The sequence below is a fragment of the Kitasatospora sp. NPDC097605 genome (genome assembly GCF_040302725.1).
Lineage (GTDB): Bacteria > Actinomycetota > Actinomycetes > Streptomycetales > Streptomycetaceae > Kitasatospora.
The window spans coordinates 18,489-39,887 of the sequence record NZ_JBEOSF010000038.1 but is presented as its reverse complement, the minus strand read 5'-3'; the positions used below and the strand labels follow the sequence as shown (position 1 = coordinate 39,887).

Genomic DNA, 21,399 nt, shown 5'->3' with positions numbered 1-21,399 from the left:
CTAATGAGGAGATCGGTTCGTGACGATCCGGGTAGGCATCAACGGATTCGGCCGCATCGGCCGCAACTTCTTCCGTGCGGTTCAGGCCCAGGGCGCGGACATCGAGATCGTCGGTGTCAACGACCTGACCGACACCAAGACCCTGGCGCACCTGCTCAAGTACGACTCGATCCTGGGCACCTTCCCGGGCGAGGTGTCGCACACCGCGGACAGCATCACCGTCGACGGCAAGACCTTCAAGGTCATCGCCGAGCGTGACCCGGCCAACCTCCCCTGGGGTGAGCTGGGCGCGGACATCGTCATCGAGTCGACCGGTATCTTCACCAAGGCCGAGGCGGCGAAGAAGCACGTCACGGCCGGTGCCAAGAAGGTCATCATCTCGGCGCCCGCCACCGACGAGGACATCACCATCGTCATGGGCGTCAACGACGACAAGTACGACGCCGCCAAGCACACCGTCATCTCCAACGCCTCCTGCACCACCAACTGTGTGGCGCCGCTGGCCAAGGTGCTGAACGAGAGCTTCGGCATCGTCAAGGGTCTGATGACCACGGTGCACGCGTACACCAACGACCAGGTCACCCTGGACTTCCCGCACAAGGACCTGCGTCGCGCCCGCGCCGCGGCCCTCAACATCATCCCGACCTCGACGGGCGCCGCCAAGGCGACCGCGCTGGTCCTGCCGGAGCTCAAGGGCAAGCTGGACGGCACCTCGCTGCGCGTCCCGGTCCCGACCGGCTCGATCACCGACCTCGTGGTCACCCTGGAGCGCGACGTCACCGTCGCCGAGGTCAACGAGGCCTTCAAGAAGGCCTCCGAGACCACCCTCAAGGGCATCCTGCAGTACACCGAGGACCCGATCGTCTCCTCCGACATCGTGAACTCGCCGTTCTCCACGATCTTCGACTCGCTGCTGACGATGGCCCAGGGCAACCAGGTCAAGATCTTCGGCTGGTACGACAACGAGTGGGGCTACTCGAACCGCCTCGTCAACCTGACCACCCTCGTCGGTGCCGGGCTCTGACGTAGCGGGAGCTGACGTGAAGTAGGGGGGAGGGCCCGGAAGGCAGGTGCGAAGCCGACCGGGCCCTCCGTCTGCGCACCCTCAACTCCCCATGGACGGCACAACGTTGTGTCGTCCCCTGCTCCACCATCTCGCCAGGAGACCGTAGACCGTGAAGACCATCGAAGATCTGGACGTCACCGGTAAGCGCGTGTTCGTTCGCGCCGACCTGAACGTTCCGCTTTCCGACGGCACGATCACCGACGACGGCCGGATCCGTGCCGTCGCCCCGACCATCGCCAAGCTCGTCGAGCGCGGCGCCAAGGTCGTCGTCGCCTCCCACCTCGGCCGTCCCAAGGGCGCGCCGGACCCGCAGTTCTCCCTCGCGCCGGTGGCGGTCCGCCTCGGCGAGATCCTCGGCACGCCGGTCGCCTTCGCGACCGACACCGTGGGCGAGAGCGCGAAGGCCACCGTCGCCGCCCTGGCCGACGGCGAGGTCACGCTGCTCGAGAACCTGCGCTTCAACGGTGGCGAGACCAGCAAGGACGACGCCGAGCGCGCCGGGTTCGCCGGTCAGCTGGCCGCGCTGGCCGACCTCTACGTGGGCGACGGCTTCGGCGCGGTGCACCGCAAGCACGCCTCGGTGTTCGACCTGCCGGCGCTGCTGCCGCACGCGGCCGGCGACCTGATCGCCACCGAGGTGGGCGTGCTGAAGCGCCTCACCGAGGACGTCGCGCGCCCGTACGTGGTGGTGCTCGGCGGTTCCAAGGTCTCCGACAAGGTCGGCGTGATCGAGAACCTGCTGCAGAAGGCCGACCGGATCCTGATCGGCGGCGGCATGGTGTTCACCTTCCTCAAGGCCCAGGGCCACGAGGTCGGCACCTCGCTGCTGCAGGAGGACCAGATCCCGACCGTCCAGGGCTACCTGGCGGAGGCGAAGGAGCGGGGCGTCGAGTTCGTCCTGCCGACGGACGTCGTGGTCTCCACCGGCTTCCCGGACCTCAAGGCCAAGGCCCCCACCGTCCACTCGGTCGTCCCCGCGGACGCGATGCCGGCCGGCCAGCTGGGCCTGGACATCGGCCCGGAGAGCCGCAAGCTGTTCGCGGAGAAGCTGGCCGACGCGAAGACGGTGTTCTGGAACGGCCCGATGGGCGTCTTCGAGCACCCGGACTACGCCGGCGGCACCGCGGCCGTGGCGCAGGGCCTGCTCGACAGTGACGCGTTCTCCGTGGTCGGCGGCGGCGACTCCGCCGCGGCCGTCCGCACCCTGGGCTTCGACGAGACGAAGTTCGGGCACATCTCGACCGGCGGTGGCGCGAGCCTGGAGTACCTGGAGGGCAAGCGGCTCCCCGGTCTCACCGCCCTGGAAGGCTGAAACACGCATGACTGAGCGTCTCCCGCTGATGGCGGGCAACTGGAAGATGAACCTCAACCACCTCGAGGCCATCCAGCACACCCAGAAGCTGGCCTTCGCGCTGGCCGACAAGGACTACGCGGCGGTCGAGGTGGCCGTGCTGGTTCCGTTCACCGACCTCCGCTCGGTGCAGACCCTGGTCGACGGCGACAAGCTGAAGATCAAGTACGGCTCGCAGGACGTCTCGCAGCACGACGGCGGCGCCTACACCGGCGAGGTCTCCGGACCGATGCTGGCCAAGCTGAAGTGCACCTACGCGGTGATCGGCCACTCGGAGCGCCGCCAGTACCACGGCGAGAACGAGGAGATCGTCAACGCCAAGGTCAAGGCCGCCTACCGCAGCGGGATCACCCCGATCCTGTGCATCGGCGAGCCGCTGGAGGTCCGCAAGGCCGGCACCCACGTCGAGTACACCCTGGCCCAGCTCGACGGCGCCCTCAAGGACGTCCCGGCCGAGCAGGCCGAGTCCATCGTGGTCGCCTACGAGCCGGTCTGGGCGATCGGCACCGGCGAGGTGGCGACCCCCGAGGACGCCCAGGAGGTCTGCGCCGCCATCCGCGCGCGGATCGCCGAGCTGTACTCCGCCGAGCTGGCCGGCAAGGTCCGGGTGCTCTACGGCGGTTCGGTGAAGTCGTCGAGCGCGGCGGGCCTGATGGCCAAGCCGGACATCGACGGCGGCCTGATCGGCGGAGCCTCGCTGGACGCCGAGGAGTTCGTCAAGATCGTGCGGTACCGTGAGCAGGCAGTAGGCTAACGCCGCCGCAGCAACGTAGGCTTTGGGGCCGGACCACCCGACGTGGTCCGGCCCCTTCGCCGAAGATACGAGAGAGTTGGTCCCGTCGTGGTTCTCGGGTTCTCGATTGCCCTGATCGTCTTCAGCCTGCTGATGATCCTCCTGGTGCTGCTGCACAAGGGGAAGGGCGGCGGCCTGTCGGACATGTTCGGTGGCGGCGCGATGTCCACCGGCGGTGGCTCGGCGGTGGCCGAGCGCAACCTCGACCGCATCACGATCGTGGTCGGCCTCGCCTGGTTCGCCTGCCTCGTGGTGCTCGGTCTGGTCATGAAGTACAAGGGCTGACATACGTCTGACGCCCCGTCGCCCGGCGGCCTATCCTGGAAAGGTCCGGGGCGGAGCCGGTGGTGGCGCATGCTTAACTCCTGCTTACACTAGGACGACTTTCGCCACCGACGCGCGTCGCGCGCGTCGGCGCACCAGCACGCAGGGAGTCAGACCGTGGCAAGTGGCAACGCCATCCGTGGCAGCAGGGTCGGAGCCGGCCCGATGGGTGAGGCGGAGCGCGGCGAATCCGCCCCCCGCAACCGGATCTCCTTCTGGTGCGCGAACAAGCACGAGACCCGGCCGAGCTTCGCGGCCGACGCGGTGATCCCGGAGACCTGGGACTGTCCGCGCTGCGGCTTCCCGGCCGGCCAGGACGAGCACAACCCGCCCGCGCCGTCCCGCAACGAGCCGTACAAGACCCACCTCGCCTACGTCCGCGAGCGGCGCACCGACGCCGACGGCGAGGCGATCCTGGCGGAGGCGCTGGCCAAGCTCCGCGGCGAGATCTGAACAGAGGCGGAACACGAAGGGCGCCACCCGTCGGACGGGTGGCGCCCTTCGGCGCTTCCGGGCCTCAGGCCGAGGCCGGGGGGTAGAGCTGGGGCGGCAGTTCGGACGCCGCGGCGCGGTCCAGCAGCCACAGGGTGCGGCTGGTGCCGTGCGCGCCGGAGGCGGGCGCCTGGAGCTCGCCCGGGCCGGACAGCGCCACCGCCACCGCGCCCGCCTTGTCCTCGCCGGCCGCCAGCAGCCAGACCTCGCGGGCGCTGCGGATGGCCGGGAGGGTGAGCGAGATCCGGGTCGGCGGCGGCTTCGGCGCGCCGCGCACGCCGATCACCGTCAACTCGGTCTCCCGCACGCCCGGGTGCTCCGGGAAGAGCGAGGCGACATGGGTGTCCGGGCCGACGCCGAGCAGCAGCACGTCGAACGCCGGGACGCCGGCCCGGTCGCCCGGGCCGGCCGCCTTCGCCAGCTCCTGCGCGTAGCGGGCCGCCGCGGCGTCGACGTCGGAGCCGTCGACGCCGTCCGCGGCGGGCATCTCGTGCACCCGCGCCGGGTCGAGCGGGACGGCGTCCAGCAGCTCGGCGCGGGCCTGTACGGCGTTGCGCTCCGGGTCGGCGGAGGACAGGAACCGCTCGTCACCCCACCAGAGGTCCAGCCGCGCCCAGTCGACCGCGTCGCGCGCCGGGGAGGCGGCGATCGCGGCCAGCAGGGCGTTGCCGTTGCGTCCGCCGGTGAGCACCACCGAGGCGGTGCCGCGGGCGGCCTGGGCGTCCACGATCCGGGTGATCAGCCGGGCCGCGGCCGCCTGGGCCATCAGCTCCTTGTCGCGGTGGACGACCAGCTGCGGGGTGGCCGCGGTCATGCGTCCGCCTTCTTGGTCCCGCGCCTGCCGGACGCCTTCTTGGCGGCGGGAGCCGCCTCGGCGGCGTCCTCGCCGTCCTGGGCGGGCGCCGGCCCGGCGTCGGCGGGGGCGTCGGAGGGCGCCTCGTGGGCCGCCGCCGGCTCGGCGTTCTCCGGCTCCTTGAGCCGGTCCACCGGCGTGCGCACGGCGGCCGCGTAGATGTCGTCCGGGTCGAGCCGGCGCAGCTCCTCGGCGATCAGCTCCGAGGTCTCGCGCCGCTTGAGCGCCACCTGGCGGTCCGGCGAGCCGGGCATGGAGAGCGTGCCCATCAGGCCGTCCGGGCGGTCCAGGGTGATGTCCCCGTCCTTGGTGCGCAGGTGCACCGCGGTGATGCCCGGGCCGTTGGTGACGACCCGCTCGACCGGCACGTGCAGCCGGGTGTGCAGCCACAGGCCGAGCAGCTCGACGCTGGGGTTGTACGACTCGCCCTCGACCACCGCGGAGGTGATCGTCGAGGGCCGCTGGTCCAGGGCGGCGGCCAGCATCGAGCGCCAGCCGGTGATCCGGGTCCAGGCCAGGTCGGTGTCGCCCGGGGTGTAGCTCTGGGCCCGCTGGCCGAGCTGGCCGACCGGGGACTCGGCGGTGACCGCGTCGGTGATCCGGCGCTGGGCGAGTGCGCCCAGCGGGTCCTGCGCCGGGTGCAGCGGCGCGTTGTCCGGCCACCAGACCACCACCGGGGCGTCCGGCAGCAGCAGCGGCAGGACGACCGACTGGGCGTGCGCGGCGAGTTCGCCGTGCATCCGCAGGATGACCGTTTCGCCGGAGCCGGCGTCGGAGCCGACCAGGATCTCGGCGTCCAGGCGGGTCTCGGCGCGGGCCCGGGGCGAGCGCCCGGCACGCTTGATGACCGCCAGGGTGCGCGAGGGGTGCTCGCGGGAGGCGTCGTTGGCCGCCTTGAGGGCGTCGTACGCGCTGCCCTCGTCGGTCACGATCACCAGGGTGAGCACCATGCCGGCGGCGGTGGCGCCACTGCCCCGGCGCGCCTCCATGAGGGCTGCGTTGATCTTGCCGGACGTGGTGTTCGTGAGGTCGATCTTCATGGCCGGCGCCAGCTCCTGCCGTCTCGTGCGAGCATCTCGTCCGCCTCGGTCGGACCCCAGGTGCCGGCCGGGTACTCGGCGGGCTTGCCGTGGGTGTCCCAGTACTTCTCGATCGGGTCGAGGATCTGCCAGGAGAGCTCGACCTCCTGGTGGCGGGGGAAGAGGTTGGCGTCACCGAGCAGCACGTCGAGGATGAGCCGCTCGTACGCCTCCGGGGAGGACTCGGTGAAGGACTCGCCGTAGGCGAAGTCCATCGTGACGTCCCGGACCTCGAAGGAGGTGCCCGGCACCTTGGAGCCGAACCGCACGGTGACGCCCTCGTCCGGCTGCACCCGGATGACCAGGGCGTTCTGCCCCAGCTCCTCGGTGGCGTAGGAGTCGAACGGCAGGTACGGGGCGCGCTGGAAGACCACCGCGATCTCGGTGACCCGCCGGCCCAGCCGCTTGCCGGTGCGCAGGTAGAACGGCACGCCCGCCCAGCGGCGGTTGTTGATCTCCAGCTTGATGGCCGCGTAGGTGTCGGTCTTGGAGTCCGGGTTGATGCCGTCCTCGTCGAGGTAGCCGCCGACCTCCTCGCCGCCCTGCCAGCCGGCCGTGTACTGGCCGCGCACGGTGTGCTCGCCGAGGTCGGCCGGGAGCTTGACGGCGCTCAGCACCTTGAGCTTCTCGGCCACCAGCGCCTTCGGGTGGAAGGACGCCGGCTCCTCGATGGCGGTGAGCGCCATCAGCTGGAGCAGGTGGTTCTGGATGACGTCACGGGCCGAGCCGATGCCGTCGTAGTAGCCGGCCCGGCCGCCGATGCCGATGTCCTCGGCCATGGTGATCTGCACGTGGTCGACGTACGACCGGTTCCAGATCGGCTCGAACATCTGGTTGGCGAAGCGGAGCGCCAGGATGTTCTGGACGGTCTCCTTGCCCAGGTAGTGGTCGATCCGGAAGACCTCGTCCCGGGGGAAGACCTCGTGGACGATCCGGTTCAGCTCCTGGGCGGACTCCAGGTCGTGGCCGAACGGCTTCTCGATGACGGCGCGCCGCCAGGAGCCGTTCGGCGGGTCGGCCAGGCCGTGCTTCTTGAGCTGCTGGACGACGGTCGGGAAGAACTTCGGCGGGACGGACAGGTAGAAGGCGAAGTTGCCGCCGGTGCCCTGCGCCTTGTCCAGCTCCTGGATGGTCTCGCGGAGCTTGTCGAAGGCGTCGTCGTCGTCGAAGGTTCCGTGGACGAACCGCATGCCCTTGGCGAGCTGCTGCCAGACCTCCTCGCGGAAGGGGGTGCGGGCGTGCTCCTTGACCGCGTCGTGGACCTCCTGGGCGAAGTCCTCGTCCTTCCACTCGCGGCGGGCGAAGCCGACGAGCGAGAAGCCCGGCGGCAGCAGGCCGCGGTTGGCCAGGTCGTAGATGGCCGGCATCAGCTTCTTGCGGGACAGGTCACCGGTGACCCCGAAGATGACCAGGCCGGACGGCCCCGCGATGCGCGGGAGCCGCCGGTCGGAGGGGTCGCGAAGCGGGTTGACGGGGGCCGACGGGAGGTTGTCCGCGTCCGACTCCGGCGTCAACTCGGGGAAATCAGTGCTCACTGGATGGGCTCCGCTTTCGTGCGCTGTGAGCAGGGGGTCACTTCTCGTCGGCGAACGACGCGAGCGAGGCGGTGACGGTGTCGAGCAGCTCCTTCCAGGACTGCTCGAACTTCTCCACGCCCTCGTCCTCCAGTACCTGGACCACGTCGTCGTAGTCCACGCCGGCGGCGGCGATGGCGTCCATCACGGCCTTGGCGTCGGCGTAGTTGGGGACGATGGTGCCGCCGGTGACCACGCCGTGGTCGTCGGTGGCGTCCAGGGTGGCCTCGGGCATGGTGTTGACGGTGCCGGGGGCGATCAGCTCGGTGACGTAGAGGGTGTCCGGCAGGGCCGGGTCCTTGACGCCGGTGGACGCCCAGAGCGGACGCTGCGGCTTGGCGCCGGCGGCCTCCAGGGCCTTCCAGCGGTCGCTGCCGGCGGTCTTGCCGTCGACCGTGCCGAAGACCTCCTCGTAGGCCTGGTAGGCGAGGCGGGCGTTGGCGAGGGCGGCCTTGGAGCGGAGGTTCTTGGCCTCGCCGCCGACCGCGTCCAGGCGCTTGTCGATCTCGGTGTCGACGCGGGAGACGAAGAAGGAGGCGACCGACTCGATCTGGGAGAGGTCCAGGCCCTTGGCCTTGGCGGCCTCCAGGCCGGTCAGGTAGGCCTCCATGACGGCCTTGTAGCGCTCCAGCGAGAAGATCAGCGTGACGTTGACGCTGATGCCCTTGCCGATGACCTCGGCGATCGCGGGCAGGCCGGCCTTGGTGGCGGGGATCTTGATGAACACGTTGGGGCGGTCGACCAGCCACCACAGCTGCTTGGCCTCGGCCACCGTGGCGGTGGTCTCGTGGGCCAGTCGCGGGTCGACCTCGATGGAGACCCGGCCGTCGCGGCCGTTGGACGCGTCGTAGACCGGGCGCAGCACGTCGGCCGCGTCCCGCACGTCCGAGGTGGTGATCATGCGGACGGCCTCGTCGGTGGTGACCTTGCGGACGGCGAGGTCGCGCAGCTGGCCGTCGTAGGAGCTGTCGCCGCCGCCGATGGCCTTCTGGAAGATGGTCGGGTTGGTGGTCACGCCCACCACGTGCTTGTGCTGCACCAGCTCGGCGAGGTTCCCGGTGTTCAGCCGCTTGCGGCTGAGGTCGTCCAGCCAGATCGCCACGCCTTCGTCGCTGAGGCGCTTCAGTGCGTCAGTCATGGTGCTTCCGTCCCTTTACTTCTTCTTGCTGTGGGGTGGTGTGGGGCGGGCCGGGGGCGCCGATGTGCGGTCGGCGCCCCGGCCCGGTGCCGCTAGCGGTTGACGGCCTCGAGCGAGCGCAGCGCGTTGTGGGCCTCGGCGACCACGCGCTCGGCGGTGATGCCGAACTCCTCGAAGAGCACCTTGTAGTCGGCGGAGGCGCCGAAGTGCTCCAGCGAGACGATCCGGCCGTGGTCGCCGACCAGCTCGCGCCAGCCCTGGGCGATGCCGGCCTCGACCGAGACGCGGGCCTTGACCGACGGCGGCAGCACGCTGTCGCGGTAGGCCTGGTCCTGCTCCTGGAACCACTCGAAGGACGGCATGGAGACGACGCGGGTGGCGATGCCCTCGGCCTCCAGGACCTCGCGGGCCTTGACGGCCAGCTGGACCTCGGAGCCGGTGCCGAGCAGGATCACCTGCGGGGTGCCGGTGGAGGCCTCGGCCAGGACGTAGCCGCCCTTCGCGGTGCCCTCGGGGTTGCCGTAGGACGCGCGGTCGAAGGTCGGGACGTTCTGGCGGGTGAGCGCCAGGCCGACCGGGCCGGGGTGGGTGGTCTGGCGCTCGATGACGGTGCGCCAGGCGACGGCGGTCTCGTTGGCGTCGGCCGGGCGGACCACGGACAGGCCCGGGATGGCGCGCAGCGAGGCCAGGTGCTCGACCGGCTGGTGGGTCGGGCCGTCCTCGCCGAGGCCGATGGAGTCGTGCGTCCACACGTAGGTGACCGGCAGCTTCATCAGGGCGGCCAGGCGGACGGCGGGGCGCATGTAGTCGGCGAAGACCAGGAAGGTGCCGCCGTAGACGCGGGTCTTCCCGTGCAGCGCGATGCCGTTCATGGTGGAGCCCATGGCGTGCTCGCGGATGCCGAAGTGGATGGTGCGGCCGTAGGGGCCGGCCGTCTTCAGCGGGTTGCCCTCGGGGAGGAAGGAGCTGTCCTCGTCGATGGTGGTGAGGTTGGACTCGGCGAGGTCGGCCGAGCCGCCCCACAGCTCCGGGATCACCGCGCCGAGGGCCTTGAGGGTCTCGCCGCTGGCCTTGCGGGTGGCGACGTCCTTGCCGGCCTCGAAGACCGGGACGGCCTTCTTCCAGCCCTCGGGCAGCTCGCCGGCCTCGATCCGGTCGAACTCGGCGGCCCGCGACGGGTTGGCGGCGCGCCAGGCGTCGAAGGACTGCTGCCACTCGGCGCGGGCGGCCTTGCCGCGCTTGACGACCAGCCGGGCGTGCTCGATGACATGGTCGCTGACCTCGAAGGTCTTCTCCGGGTCGAAGCCCAGGACCTTCTTGGTGGCGGCGATCTCGGCGGCGCCGAGCGCGGAGCCGTGGGCCTTGGCGGTGTTCTGGGCGTCCGGGGCCGGCCAGGCGATGATCGTGCGCATAGCGATCATCGACGGGCGGGAGGTCTCGGCCTTCGCGGCGGCCAGCGCCTCGGCGAGCGCGGCGACGTCGATGTCGCCGTTGGCCTTCGGCGTGACGCGCTGGACGTGCCAGCCGTACGCCTCGTAGCGCTTGAGGACGTCCTCGGAGAAGGCGGTCTCGGTGTCGCCCTCGATCGAGATGTGGTTGTCGTCGTACAGGGCGACCAGGTTGCCGAGCTTCTGGTGGCCGGCCAGCGAGGAGGCCTCGGCGGAGATGCCCTCCTCCAGGTCGCCGTCGGAGACGACGGCCCAGACGGTGTGGTCGAACGGCGACTCGCCGGCCGGGGCGTCCGGGTCGAACAGGCCGCGCTCGAAGCGGGCGGCCATCGCCATGCCCACGGCGTTGGCGATGCCCTGGCCGAGCGGGCCGGTGGTGGTCTCGACGCCGGCGGTGTGGCCGTGCTCGGGGTGGCCCGGGGTGCGGCTGCCGGCGACCCGGAAGGCCTTGAGGTCGTCGAGCTCCAGGCCGTAGCCGGAGAGGTAGAGCTGCGTGTAGAGCGTCAGGCTGGTGTGACCGGGGGAGAGGACGAACCGGTCACGGCCGACCCAGGCGGGGTCGGTGGGGTCGTGGCGCAGGAAGCGCTGGAAGATCAGGTAGGCGGCCGGGGCCAGCGACATGGCCGTCCCGGGGTGTCCGTTGCCGACCTTCTGAACCGCGTCCATCGCCAGGACGCGGGCCGTGTCGACGGTCCGCTCGTCGAGGTCCGACCACTCGAATGCATTCGGCGTCGTGCTCACCCTGTCTCAGGGCTCCTTCCATGGTGAAGAGTGACCCCGTGAGGGACCGGGTCGGCCACGTCGCTGGGGCCGGACGCTGAGGTGGTGCCGGTCACGGAGGGTAGATCCCGCTTCTGTGGGCGAGCCTACCGTCCGGGCCGGGGCTCACCCTCCGTGGTGGGACAACTCAGGCATGTTGGCCGTCATTCCCCGGACGGTCCGTGGACGACCGTGCGTCGGCGCGGCCCGCCCCTTTGTCCACCCTCGCCCGGATCCGTCCGGTTCGCCTCTCCGGGGTGCGGGAGGGGGGATCCCCGGCCCCGCGGGGGTCGCGCCGGCAACGTTCCAGGTCGGGGCGGCGGGGGTTCACCCGGGGGTGTGCGTTCCGCCTCGCCGGGGCACCCCGGGGCCGGTGGGGAGATATGGAGCGTCTAAGGTGGCGTGGTACGCGCAGAGCGGACGATTCGGGAGACAACGTTCCGGTGGCCGCCTGTGAGGATTCATCTTCAGTTGGGGTGTTAGTGACCGCCGTCGAATCCCGTCCCGCCGGGGTCACCGGGGCGACGCCTGCGCAACGGCCGTTCGGGGCCCGTGTCGGCGCCTTCGTCGCACTGACCAAACCGCGGATCATCGAGCTGCTGCTGATCACCACGGTGCCGGTGATGTTCCTGGCGGAGCGCGGCGTGCCGGACCTGCTGCTGGTGCTGAAGGTGGTCCTCGGCGGGTACCTCTCGGCGGGCGGCGCCAACGCCCTCAACATGTACATCGACCGCGACATCGACGCGGTGATGTCCCGGACCGAGCGGCGCCCGATCGTCACCGGCATGGTCTCGCCGCGCGAGGCGCTGGTGTTCGGCATCGCGCTCGGCGTCCTGTCGACGGTCTGGCTGGGCGTCCTGGTCAACTGGCTGTCCTCGGCGCTGGCGCTCGGCGCCCTGCTGTTCTACGTGTTCGTCTACACGCTGGGGCTCAAGCGGCGCACCGCGCAGAACATCGTCTGGGGCGGGATCGCCGGCTGCATGCCGGTCTTCGTCGGCTGGGCGGCGGTCACCAACTCGGTCTCCTGGTCGGCGCTGGTGCTCTTCCTGGTGATCTTCTTCTGGACGCCGCCGCACTACTGGCCGCTGTCGATGAAGGTCCGCGAGGACTACGCCCGGGCCGGGGTGCCGATGCTGCCGGTGATCAAGGGCAACCTGGCGGTCGCCAAGCAGATCGTCGCCTACTCCTGGGTGATGGTGGGCGTCTCGCTGCTGCTGTGGCCGCTGGCCGACACCAGCTGGCTCTACCCGGTGGCGGCGGTGCTGCTCGGCGCGGCCTGGCTCAAGGAGGCGCACGCGCTGTACGCGCGGGCCAAGGCCGGGGTGGTGGGCGCCAAGCTCAAGGAGATGCGGCTGTTCCACTGGTCGATCACCTATCTGACGCTGCTGTTCGTGGTGATCGCGGTGGATCCGTTCGTGAAGTGATGTGCTGAGAGAAGGCCCCGGTCGATCCGACCGGGGCCTTCTGCGTTTCCGCTTCCCCTCTGCTTCTTCTCCGCTTCTTCTCCGCTCAGCGGGAGGGGAGCCCGGACGGGCCCACGTGGCCGTCCAGCCAGTCCTTGAGCGGCTGCGAGGCGCGCAGGAACCCGGTGATCCGCTCGTACGCGGTCGGGTGCCCAGCCAGGGCCCGGGGGCCCACTCCTGCCAGGCGATCAGCCCCTTGTGGCGCAGCAGCGCGATCCGCGGGTGGTCCTTGGGGTAGCCGCGCGGGGCGGACTTCAGGGAGTCCCGGCCGACCACCTCGGGGCCCGCCTCGCGGACCCGGGCGACCACGCGCTCCAGCTCGGCGCCGGAGACGTCCTCGGCGACCGCGGCGCGGTAGCGCTCCAGCTGGTCCGCGGCGAGCTGGTACAGCCCGTTGCCGCAGGCCAGGCCGTCGGCGGAGAGCTGGACGTAGCCGCCGGCCCGCAGATGGGCGCCGATGTGGGTCTTGTACGGGGACTTGTCGGCGCTGAACCGGACGTCGCGGTTGGGACGGAAGATCCTGCCCGGCCCGAACTCGGGTTCCAGCTCGGCCAGCAGCCGCTCCATGGGCTCCCGTACGGCGTGCTCGTACCGGGCCTTGTGGGACTGCCAGAAGGTCTTGGAGTTGTCGGCTTCGAGGTGCTCGTAGAAGTCGAGGGCCTCGGCCGGCCAGCCGTCGAAGGTCACCCCCTCAGTATGTGGCCCGGTGCACACGGCGCTCCCGTCGCCAGCGTCCCTACCGCTGGGTAGCATGCGGGGCATGAGCAGCGCAGAGACCGCCACCCCCGCCGCGCCGGACGCCCGCGCCGAGCGCCGCGCCAAGCGCATCGCCAAGAACCTGACCGCCTTCGCCGCGCAGCACGGCGGCAGCGCCGACGGCGTCGTCGAGTACGTCGGCGCGGTCGCCACCCGGATCGTGGTGGTCGGCGCCGACGGCACCTGGGGCGACCAGGTCGCGCCCAGCTACGCGATCGGCCGCCGCGCCGCCGAACTCGCCGGGGTCACCCTGCACGACTCCTTCGAGGGCGAGCTGGGCCTCAAGGTGAGGACCGGCGCCTACGAGTGGAAGCGCATGGCCGGCATCCAGCTCGGCGGCTGACCCCACCGCTCCCGTGCATGCCGAAGGCCCCGGTCGATGCGACCGGGGCCTTCGGCATGCACGGGAGCCGTCAGGCGGCCGCGGGTTCGGGGGTGCGGGAGGTGGCGGCGTCCGCGGCGGCCGGGGAGGTGGCGCGGGTGCGCAGGGCGAGGGGGATGCGGAGGGCGGCGATCCAGATGAGGGTGGCGCCGAGCATGTGGAGGCCGACGAGGAGTTCGGGGACGTCGGTGAAGTACTGGGCGAAGCCGATCACGGCCTGGAGCAGCAGGCCGATCAGGAGTTCGCGGGCGCGGGCCTTGGCGGCGGGCGGGGCCTTGACGGCGGCGAAGACGAAGATCACCGCGATCGAGAGGCCGATCGAGACGAAGGCCAGGTCGGCGTGGGCCTGGGCGAGGCGGTCGTAGTCCAGCGGGATGCGCGGGACCATCTTGTTGTCCTTGGGCGTGCCCGGGTGATGGCCGGCGCCGGTGACCAGGGTGCCGGCGGCGACCAGCAGGCCGATCGCGCCGACCAGGACGTAGCTGAGCCGCTTGATGGGCTCGGCCACCAGGAGGCGGGCCGGGCCGTCGCCCTCCTTGCTGCGCTCCCACATCAGCGTCGCGACCCAGACCAGGGCCATCGCGGCGATCAGGTGCAGCGCGACGGTGTAGGGGTTGAGGCCGGTGAGCACGGTGATGCCGCCGAGCACGGCGTTGCTCATCACCAGCCAGAACTGCGCCCAGCCGAGCTTGGTCAGGCTGTGCCGCCAGGGGCGGTGGCAGCGGGCGGCGAGGATCGCCCAGCCGACGGCGGCGCTCAGCACGTAGGTGAGCATCCGGTTGGCGAACTCGACGACGCCGTGGAAGCCCATCTCGGCGGTCGGGGTGAGGCTCTCGTCGGTGCAGCGCGGCCAGGTGGTGCAGCCGAGGCCGGAGGCGGTGAGCCGGACGGCACCGCCGGTGACGACGATCACCACGCTCATCACCAGCGCGGCGAACGCGGCGCGCTTGACCACGGCGGCGGAGGGCTGCCAGCGCTCGGCGAGCAGGGAGAAGGGGGTGGTGTTAGGCACGGCGTCCATGGTATGCGGCCTTACAGGCGATCTTCGGGCGGGGCGGACACCGTGGCGCGGGGTGAACGGAGAAGCTTTCCCGTGTCGACTTAGCGGTAAACCCATGGACCGTAAAGAGGGAGCAAAAAGGACTGTTCGGGCAAGGCGGTCATTGGTCTTGACCAATCACCCGTTTGGCCGAAAGAGTGCGGTTTGGTCCATACCTTTTTCAGGTGGACCCCTCCCACCCCCGCACGTAAGCGGAGATCCTGCACATGCGCATATCCGTTCCCGCCGCAGCGCTCGCGCTCGGTGGATCACTCGTTCTGGCCGGGCTGGTAGCCCCGGCCGCCGCCCACGCCGCCGACCCGAACCAGTGCCTGAGCCTCGGGGTCGCCAACCTCTACGGTGAGTTCGTCGAGGGTGACGACACCCACACGCCGGACGCCGAGGGTGCGGTGGCGGTCGGCGGCAACGCCGACTTCACCGGCGGCTTCTCGGTCGGCCAGGAGCTGACCGCGGACCAGGTCAAGGCGCTGCCCGGCGGCAACGCCCTGGTCGTCGCGGGCAAGCTGACCGGCGGCAACACCCAGGTGATGAAGGGTAACGGCGTCTACGGCTCGAAGCCCGACGCCGCCGTGATCCAGGCCCATCAGGGCAGCGTCGGCCAGGGCAGCTCGCCGATCGACTTCGCCGCCGAGTTCGCCAAGGCGCGCGCCGTCGCCACCACGCTGGCGGGGCTGCCGCAGACCGCCGGTGCCACCGTCGAGGCCAAGGGCAAGGAGCTCCACCTCACCAGCGGCGACGCGAAGTTCAACAGCTTCACCGTCTCCGCCGCCACCCTGCAGGGCGCCACCGACATCTTCGTGAAGGTGCCGGCCGGCGCGGTCACCGTGGTCACCGTGACCGGCGCGTCGTACGACCAGGCCGCCGCGAAGACCACCGGCTTCCACCTGTGGGACGAGGGCAAGAAGGCCTACGTCCTGGACGACAAGGTGCAGAGCGCGCACGGCGGCGCCGTCCGCTCCAAGCTGCTCTGGAACTTCCCGACCGCCACCAAGGTGGTCAAGAGCAGCCTGGCCGCCTGGTCCGGCACCGTGCTGGCGCCGAACGCCGCGTTCGACCTCGGCTCGGCCGCCCCCGTGAACGGCTCGGTCATCGTCAAGTCGCTGACCGGCAAGGGCGGTGCGGAGACGCACCACTACCCGTTCACCGGCTGCCTGCCGGGCGTGGTGCCGCCCACCACGCCGCCGACCACCCCGGCCACCACGCCGCCGGTGGTGGTGCCGACCGGTACGCCGTCCGCCACCACCACGCCGTCGACGCCGGCCACCCCGGGCACCTCCGGGACGCCGAGCACGCCGGCCACCCCGGGCACCCCTGGTCCGTCCGTGACGCCGGGCGGTTCGGGCAGCCCGTCCGCGTCGGCCACGGCCCACCCGCCCGGCGGTGCCTCGGCGAGCCCGTCGGCCTCCGCCTCGGGTTCGGCGGCCGCGCCGGGCGCCTCGGCGAGCCCCTCGGCCCAGGCCGACGCCGGGGGCGACCTCGCCCACACCGGCTCCGGCCCGGTCGTGCCGCTGGCGATCGGCGGCGCGGTGGTCATCGCCGCCGGTGGCGCGCTGGTCCTGGTCGCGCGTCGGCGTAAGGCGGCGGGCCAGGCCTGAATCCGCCGCAGGAGGCTGTCGGACCGATAGTGGTCCGAACTGCCCGATCAGGCACCCCCGGTGATCGCGAACGATCACCGGGGGTCGCGCTTTTCGGCCACTGTGACGGAGTTCATTTCAAGTTGGCCGAAGCGGTGTCCGCCGAGGCAGCGGGCGTGATGGGCTGTCGATGCACATGCGGGAGCGGACGGATAGAGGAAATCCGGCCGCGCAGTGGGGTGTGGCGAGGTACGGGGGTGCCGGTAGAGTCCCCCGGACAGTCGTAGCGGGCCACCGCTGTTCCACTCAACACGCCTGCTGCACAAGACCGTTCGGAGGGGACAACGAGATGGCGCGACAGCGGCGGCAGACCAGGATCGGAACCGGCGCGGCGATCGCGGGAACGGCGGCGGCCGCGGCCCTGCTGCCGGTGGTGCTGGCGACCAGTGCTTCGGCCCATGTGCCGACCTGGAAGGTGACCTGCGACACGATCACGGTCGACCTGACCAACTACAGCACCGAGACGGGCATCAAGAACGCCGTCAGCCTGAGCATCGACGGCGTGAAGGTGCTGGACCAGAAGGAGTTCGGCAAGGAGTTCCACCAGAGCTTCCCGGTGGCCGCGCACAGCGCGCCGGTCGACGCCACCCTCGTGGTGACCACCACCGAGGACCCGAAGAACACGGACTGGAACAAGACCGAGACCAAGACGATCCCGGTCTGCGCGACCCCGACGCCCACCCCCACGCCCACCCCCACGCCCACGCCGACGCCGACTCCCACCCCGACGCCGACGCCGACCCCGACCCCCACGCCCACCCCGACGCTCACCCCGACCCCCACGCCCAGTCGTACGGTGACGCCGACCCCGACCCCGACCGCCACCCAGACCCCGGTCGCGCCGGCTCTCGCGCAGACCGGTAGCAGCGACGCCACCCCGGTGATCGCGGCCGTCGGCGGCGGTGTCGTGCTCCTCGGCGGCGCCCTCGTGCTCCTCGCCCGCCGTCGCCGCGGCAACACCGAGGGCTGATCCGGAGCACCGGACCACAGCGACGACGGCCCCCGGCTCATCCATCGAGCCGGGGGCCGTTCCGTCGCGTCCGGGGCCGGCGGCTACTCCCAGCGGAAGAAGCGGGCGGCGGCGGCGAGGGCGGCGACCGCCCAGACGGCCAGGATGCCGAGGTCGGCCCAGGGGGTGCCGGCGCCGGTCTGCAGGACGGTGCGCAGGCCGTCGGAGAGGGCGGCGATCGGGAGGAGTTCCAGGGCGGACTGGACGGCGGCGGGGAACTTCGAGAGCGGGACGATCACTCCGCCGGCCAGCAGCAGCAGGACGAAGACCAGGTTGGCGGCGGCCAGCGTCGCCTCCGCGCGCAGGGTGCCGGCCATCAGCAGGCCGAGGCCGGAGAAGGCGGCGGTGCCGAGCACCAGGAGGGCGAGCACGCTGAGCGGGTTGCCCTGCGGGGACCAGCCGAGCGCCAGCGCGATCACCGACAGCAGCGCCACCTGGAGCGCCTCGGTGACCAGCACGCAGCCGGTCTTCGCGGTGAGCAGCGCCCAGCGGGGGAGCGGGCTGGCGCCCAGCCGCTTCAGCACGCCGTAGCGGCGCTCGAAGCCGGTGGCGATGGCCTGGCCGGTGAAGGCGGTGGACATCACCGCGAGCGCGAGCAGTCCCGGGGCGAGGAAGTCGACCCGCTTGCCGGGCCCCTCGACGGCGACGATGTCGACGGCGGAGAACAGCACCAGCAGCACCGTCGGGATGATCACGGTGAGCAGCAGCTGCTCACCGTTGCGCAGCAGCATCCGGGTCTCGAACGCGGTCTGCGCGAGCAGCATCCGGCCGACCGGCGCGGCGCCGGGCCGGGGGGAGTAGTCGGCGGTCATGAGCGCAGGTCCCGTCCGGTCAGGTCGAGGAAGACGTCTTCGAGGCTGCGGCGCTGCACCGCGAGCCGTTCGGGCATGATCCCGCCGGCCGCGCACCAGGCGGTGACGGTGGCCAGCAGCTGCGGGTCGACCGGCGCCTCGACGCGGTAGCCGCCGGGCGCGGTCTCGGCGGCGGTGGCGCCCTCGGGCAGCTCCTTGAGCAGGGTGGCGAGGTCCAGCCCGGGCGGGCCGTCGAAGCGCACGGTGGACTCGGCGCCGCCGCGGCAGAGCTCCTCCGGGCTGCCCTCGGCGATCACCCGGCCGCGGTCGACGATGGCCACCCGGTCGGCGAGCTGCTCGGCCTCCTCCATGTGGTGGGTGGTGACCACCACGGTGACGCCGTCCCGGCGCAGGTCGCGGACCAGCTCCCAGGTGGCCCGGCGGGCCTGCGGGTCCAGGCCGGCGGTCGGCTCGTCCAGGAAGACCAGCTCGGGGCGGCCGACCACGGCCATCGCCAGGGCGAGCCGCTGCTGCTGGCCGCCGGAGAGCCGGCGGTAGGTGGTGCGGCCGCAGGAACCGAGGCCGAGCCGCTCGACCAGCGCGTCCACGTCCAGCGGGTGGGCGTGCAGCTCGGCGGTGTGCCGGAGCATCTCGACGGCGCGGGCTCCCGCGTAGACGCCGCCGGACTGCAGCATCACCCCGATCCGGGGGCGCAGCTCGGCGCCCTGGGCGACCGGGTCGAGGCCGAGCACCCGCACCGTGCCGGCGTCGGGGCGGCGGTAGCCCTCGCAGGTCTCGATGGTGGTGGTCTTGCCGGCGCCGTTGGGGCCGAGAACGGCGGTCACCGTGCCGCGCGCGATGCTGAGGTCGAGACCGTCCACCGCGGGCTTGTCCCCGTAGCGCTTGACCAGCCCGGTGATCTGGACCGCGGGTTCGGATTGCATACGGGTGAGTCTAAGAGGCCCCAACAGGGCGTTTGCACACTGGGCTTGATCACTTCATCCGCTGGTCAGGTAAGGCTTGCCTGCGTGACAGATGACACGGGTGAGGCCTGGATCACGGCTTGTCCCGGCGGAAGTAATTACGCAACACTGGTGTTGTGAAAAACATGCGCGAGCACCCCACGCAGCAGGAGGCCGAGTCGGCCCCCGGCTGCGCCGTGCCCGCGACGGCCGCCGAGGTGCTGCTGGACGGCCACCGCGCCACCCGCGACCGGGTCGCCCGCTCGATCCTGGACCACGGCCCCTCCTCCGCCGCCGACCTGGCGAGCCGGCTCGGCCTCACCGCCGCCGCCGTCCGCCGTCACCTGGACGGACTCGCGGCCACCGGTCTGGTCGAGTCCCGTGAGCAGAAGGTCTACGGCAGCCGGGGCCGGGGCCGCCCGGCCAAGGTCTTCGCCCTCACCGACGCCGGCCGGGACGCCTTCTACCAGGAGTACGACCAGCTCGCGGCCGACGCCCTGCGCTGGATCTCCGACTCCGTGGGGGGCGGCAAGGCCGGCGAGGAGGCGGTCGCCGCCTTCGCCCGGGCCCGGTTCGGCCGGCAGGCGGAGAAGTACCTGGAGGCGCTGCGCACCGCCGGGGCGGCGGAGCGCACCGAGGCACTCGCCCAGGCGCTGAGCGCCGACGGGTACGCTGCCACGGTGCGGCGGGTCCCGTCGGCCGCGGCGAAGGCCCCGGCGGGCGCCCAGCTCTGCCAGCACCACTGCCCGGTCGCGCACATCGCCGAGCAGTTCCCGCAGCTGTGCGAGGCGGAGACCGAGGTCTTCTCCCAGCTGCTGGGCACCCATGTGCAACGGCTGGCCACCATCGCCCACGGCGACGGGGTCTGCACCACCTATGTGCCGGCACCCGGTGCCGCATCGTCGCCCGCCCTGCGCACCGCCGCGGGCCGGGACACCGGTGCCGCGCCGACTGCCGGTACGTCCACCGAAGATTCAGCGTCCGCGCGTTAGGAAGCCCGCATGACTGACACCGTTTCGCACCCCGAGCTCGAAGGCCTGGGCACTTACGAGTACGGCTGGGCCGACTCGGACGTGGCCGGCGCCGCCGCCAAGCGCGGACTGAACGAGGACGTCGTCCGCGACATCTCGGCCAAGAAGAACGAGTCCGAGTGGATGCTGAACCTGCGTCTCAAGGGCCTCAAGCTGTTCGGGAAGAAGCCCATGCCGACCTGGGGCTCCGACCTGTCCGGCATCGACTTCGACAACATCAAGTACTTCGTCCGCTCCACCGAGAAGCAGGCCGAGTCCTGGGAGGACCTGCCGGCGGACATCAAGGCGACGTACGACAAGCTCGGCATCCCGGAGGCGGAGAAGCAGCGCCTGGTCGCCGGCGTCGCCGCCCAGTACGAGTCCGAGGTCGTCTACCACCAGATCCGTGAGGACCTGGAGGAGCAGGGCGTCATCTTCCTGGACACCGACACCGCGCTGCGCGAGCACCCGGAGATCTTCAAGGAGTACTTCGGCACCGTCATCCCGGCCGGCGACAACAAGTTCGCCGCGCTGAACACGGCGGTCTGGTCCGGCGGCTCCTTCATCTACGTGCCGAAGGGCGTGCACGTCGACATCCCGCTGCAGGCCTACTTCCGGATCAACACCGAGAACATGGGCCAGTTCGAGCGGACGCTGATCATCGTCGACGAGGACGCCTACGTCCACTACGTCGAGGGCTGCACCGCGCCGATCTACTCCTCCGACTCCCTGCACTCGGCGGTCGTGGAGATCATCGTCAAGAAGGGCGGCCGCTGCCGCTACACGACCATCCAGAACTGGTCGAACAACGTCTACAACCTGGTCACCAAGCGCGCCGTGGCGTACGAGGGCGCGACCATGGAGTGGATCGACGGCAACATCGGTTCCAAGGTCACCATGAAGTACCCGGCCGTCTACCTGATGGGCGAGCACGCCAAGGGCGAGACCCTGTCCATCGCCTTCGCCGGCGAGGGCCAGCACCAGGACGCCGGCGCCAAGATGGTCCACATGGCGCCGAACACCTCCTCCAACATCGTCTCCAAGTCGGTGGCCCGGGGCGGCGGCCGCACCTCCTACCGCGGTCTGATCGAGATCGGCGAGGGCTCCAAGGGCGCCAAGTCCAACGTGCTCTGCGACGCGCTGCTGGTCGACACCATCTCGCGCTCGGACACCTACCCGTACGTGGACGTCCGCGAGGACGACGTGTCCATGGGCCACGAGGCGACCGTCTCCAAGGTCAGCGAGGACCAGCTCTTCTACCTGATGAGCCGCGGCATGACCGAGTTCGAGGCCATGGCGATGATCGTCCGCGGCTTCGTCGAGCCGATCGCCCGCGAGCTGCCGATGGAGTACGCGCTGGAGCTGAACCGGCTGATCGAGCTGCAGATGGAGGGCTCCGTCGGCTGACCCGCCGACCGCCCCGCCGTCCGTCGACACGTTTTTTGAGGAAGAGAG

General features: G+C 71.2%; 20 protein-coding genes and 1 pseudogene. 11 read left to right on the top strand and 10 right to left on the bottom strand.

Features of this window, described 5'->3' with window-relative positions; all coding sequences use genetic code 11:
• Positions 1-19 precede the first annotated feature (19 nt).
• From gap to ABTX81_RS31450, 5 genes are all read left to right on the top strand, one after another.
• The gene (gene gap / locus ABTX81_RS31470) at positions 20-1,024 is read left to right on the top strand and encodes a type I glyceraldehyde-3-phosphate dehydrogenase (RefSeq protein ID WP_350552743.1); all 1,005 of its coding nucleotides are present in this window, start codon (positions 20-22) and stop codon (positions 1,022-1,024) included.
• A gap of 151 nt (positions 1,025-1,175) precedes the next feature.
• Entirely contained in the window at positions 1,176-2,378 is a 1,203-nt protein-coding gene (locus ABTX81_RS31465; RefSeq protein WP_350552740.1) for a phosphoglycerate kinase, read from the top strand.
• Positions 2,379-2,385: 7 nt separating this feature from the next.
• Complete coding sequence (gene tpiA / locus ABTX81_RS31460; RefSeq protein ID WP_350552737.1) at positions 2,386-3,171, top strand: triose-phosphate isomerase; 786 nt, start codon at positions 2,386-2,388, stop codon at positions 3,169-3,171.
• Between the two features lie 87 nt (positions 3,172-3,258).
• The gene (secG, locus tag ABTX81_RS31455) at positions 3,259-3,495 is read left to right on the top strand and encodes a preprotein translocase subunit SecG (protein WP_350552734.1); all 237 of its coding nucleotides are present in this window, start codon (positions 3,259-3,261) and stop codon (positions 3,493-3,495) included.
• Between the two features lie 204 nt (positions 3,496-3,699).
• Positions 3,700-3,987, top strand: a complete 288-nt coding sequence (locus ABTX81_RS31450; RefSeq protein WP_350552731.1) for an RNA polymerase-binding protein RbpA — start codon at positions 3,700-3,702, stop codon at positions 3,985-3,987.
• 64 nt (positions 3,988-4,051) lie between these two features.
• On the opposite strand, the gene pgl is transcribed toward ABTX81_RS31450, so the two are convergent.
• From pgl to tkt, 5 genes are all read right to left on the bottom strand, one after another.
• A complete protein-coding gene (gene pgl / locus ABTX81_RS31445; RefSeq protein ID WP_350552728.1) occupies positions 4,052-4,840 on the bottom strand; it encodes a 6-phosphogluconolactonase in 789 nt (262 codons plus the stop codon).
• The gene (opcA, locus tag ABTX81_RS31440; RefSeq protein ID WP_350552726.1) at positions 4,837-5,919 is read right to left on the bottom strand and encodes a glucose-6-phosphate dehydrogenase assembly protein OpcA; all 1,083 of its coding nucleotides are present in this window, start codon (positions 5,917-5,919) and stop codon (positions 4,837-4,839) included. Before opcA ends, pgl begins: the two co-directional genes overlap by 4 nt.
• Positions 5,916-7,472 (bottom strand): glucose-6-phosphate dehydrogenase, encoded by a 1,557-nt coding sequence (gene zwf / locus ABTX81_RS31435; RefSeq protein ID WP_350552843.1) that lies wholly within the window; start codon positions 7,470-7,472, stop codon positions 5,916-5,918. The genes opcA and zwf overlap by 4 nt, the downstream gene beginning before the upstream one ends.
• 58 nt (positions 7,473-7,530) lie before the next feature.
• Positions 7,531-8,670 (bottom strand): transaldolase, encoded by a 1,140-nt coding sequence (gene tal / locus ABTX81_RS31430; protein WP_350552724.1) that lies wholly within the window; start codon positions 8,668-8,670, stop codon positions 7,531-7,533.
• 92 nt (positions 8,671-8,762) lie between these two features.
• The gene (tkt, locus tag ABTX81_RS31425; RefSeq protein ID WP_350552721.1) at positions 8,763-10,859 is read right to left on the bottom strand and encodes a transketolase; all 2,097 of its coding nucleotides are present in this window, start codon (positions 10,857-10,859) and stop codon (positions 8,763-8,765) included.
• Positions 10,860-11,359: 500 nt separating this feature from the next.
• Here tkt and ABTX81_RS31420 point away from each other — a divergent pair, with 500 nt between their 5' ends.
• Positions 11,360-12,301, top strand: a complete 942-nt coding sequence (locus ABTX81_RS31420) for a heme o synthase (protein ID WP_350552718.1) — start codon at positions 11,360-11,362, stop codon at positions 12,299-12,301.
• Positions 12,302-12,386: 85 nt separating this feature from the next.
• Here ABTX81_RS31420 and ABTX81_RS31415 read toward each other — a convergent pair whose 3' ends face one another.
• Together ABTX81_RS31415 and ABTX81_RS31410 are read right to left on the bottom strand one after the other, a co-directional pair.
• The gene (locus ABTX81_RS31415) at positions 12,387-12,515 is read right to left on the bottom strand and encodes a hypothetical protein (RefSeq protein ID WP_350552715.1); all 129 of its coding nucleotides are present in this window, start codon (positions 12,513-12,515) and stop codon (positions 12,387-12,389) included.
• A 41-nt stretch (positions 12,516-12,556) separates the two neighbouring features.
• Positions 12,557-13,093 (bottom strand): annotated as a pseudogene (locus ABTX81_RS31410) (DUF2461 domain-containing protein); the annotation flags it as partial.
• A gap of 7 nt (positions 13,094-13,100) precedes the next feature.
• Here ABTX81_RS31410 and ABTX81_RS31405 point away from each other — a divergent pair.
• Positions 13,101-13,439, top strand: a complete 339-nt coding sequence (locus ABTX81_RS31405) for a hypothetical protein (RefSeq protein WP_350552712.1) — start codon at positions 13,101-13,103, stop codon at positions 13,437-13,439.
• A 70-nt stretch (positions 13,440-13,509) separates the two neighbouring features.
• On the opposite strand, the gene ABTX81_RS31400 is transcribed toward ABTX81_RS31405, so the two are convergent.
• Positions 13,510-14,499, bottom strand: coding sequence for a COX15/CtaA family protein (locus ABTX81_RS31400; RefSeq protein WP_350552709.1), 990 nt, complete (start codon positions 14,497-14,499; stop codon positions 13,510-13,512).
• Between the two features lie 245 nt (positions 14,500-14,744).
• On the opposite strand from ABTX81_RS31400, the gene ABTX81_RS31395 reads away from it, so the two are divergent.
• Both ABTX81_RS31395 and ABTX81_RS31390 read left to right on the top strand, forming a co-directional pair.
• Positions 14,745-16,133: a choice-of-anchor A family protein gene (locus tag ABTX81_RS31395; protein WP_350552706.1), complete on the top strand. Its 1,389-nt coding sequence runs from the start codon at positions 14,745-14,747 to the stop codon at positions 16,131-16,133.
• 328 nt (positions 16,134-16,461) lie between these two features.
• The gene (locus ABTX81_RS31390; RefSeq protein WP_350552703.1) at positions 16,462-17,142 is read left to right on the top strand and encodes an LAETG motif-containing sortase-dependent surface protein; all 681 of its coding nucleotides are present in this window, start codon (positions 16,462-16,464) and stop codon (positions 17,140-17,142) included.
• Positions 17,143-17,225: 83 nt separating this feature from the next.
• On the opposite strand, the gene ABTX81_RS31385 is transcribed toward ABTX81_RS31390, so the two are convergent.
• Positions 17,226-17,993, bottom strand: a complete 768-nt coding sequence (locus tag ABTX81_RS31385) for an ABC transporter permease (protein WP_350552700.1) — start codon at positions 17,991-17,993, stop codon at positions 17,226-17,228.
• The gene (locus tag ABTX81_RS31380; RefSeq protein ID WP_350552697.1) at positions 17,990-18,916 is read right to left on the bottom strand and encodes an ABC transporter ATP-binding protein; all 927 of its coding nucleotides are present in this window, start codon (positions 18,914-18,916) and stop codon (positions 17,990-17,992) included. Before ABTX81_RS31380 ends, ABTX81_RS31385 begins: the two co-directional genes overlap by 4 nt.
• A 164-nt stretch (positions 18,917-19,080) precedes the next feature.
• Here ABTX81_RS31380 and ABTX81_RS31375 point away from each other — a divergent pair, with 164 nt between their 5' ends.
• Together ABTX81_RS31375 and sufB are read left to right on the top strand one after the other, a co-directional pair.
• Positions 19,081-19,926, top strand: coding sequence for a helix-turn-helix transcriptional regulator (locus ABTX81_RS31375; protein ID WP_350552694.1), 846 nt, complete (start codon positions 19,081-19,083; stop codon positions 19,924-19,926).
• Between the two features lie 9 nt (positions 19,927-19,935).
• Positions 19,936-21,351 (top strand): Fe-S cluster assembly protein SufB, encoded by a 1,416-nt coding sequence (sufB, locus tag ABTX81_RS31370; protein ID WP_350552691.1) that lies wholly within the window; start codon positions 19,936-19,938, stop codon positions 21,349-21,351.
• Positions 21,352-21,399 lie beyond the last annotated feature (48 nt).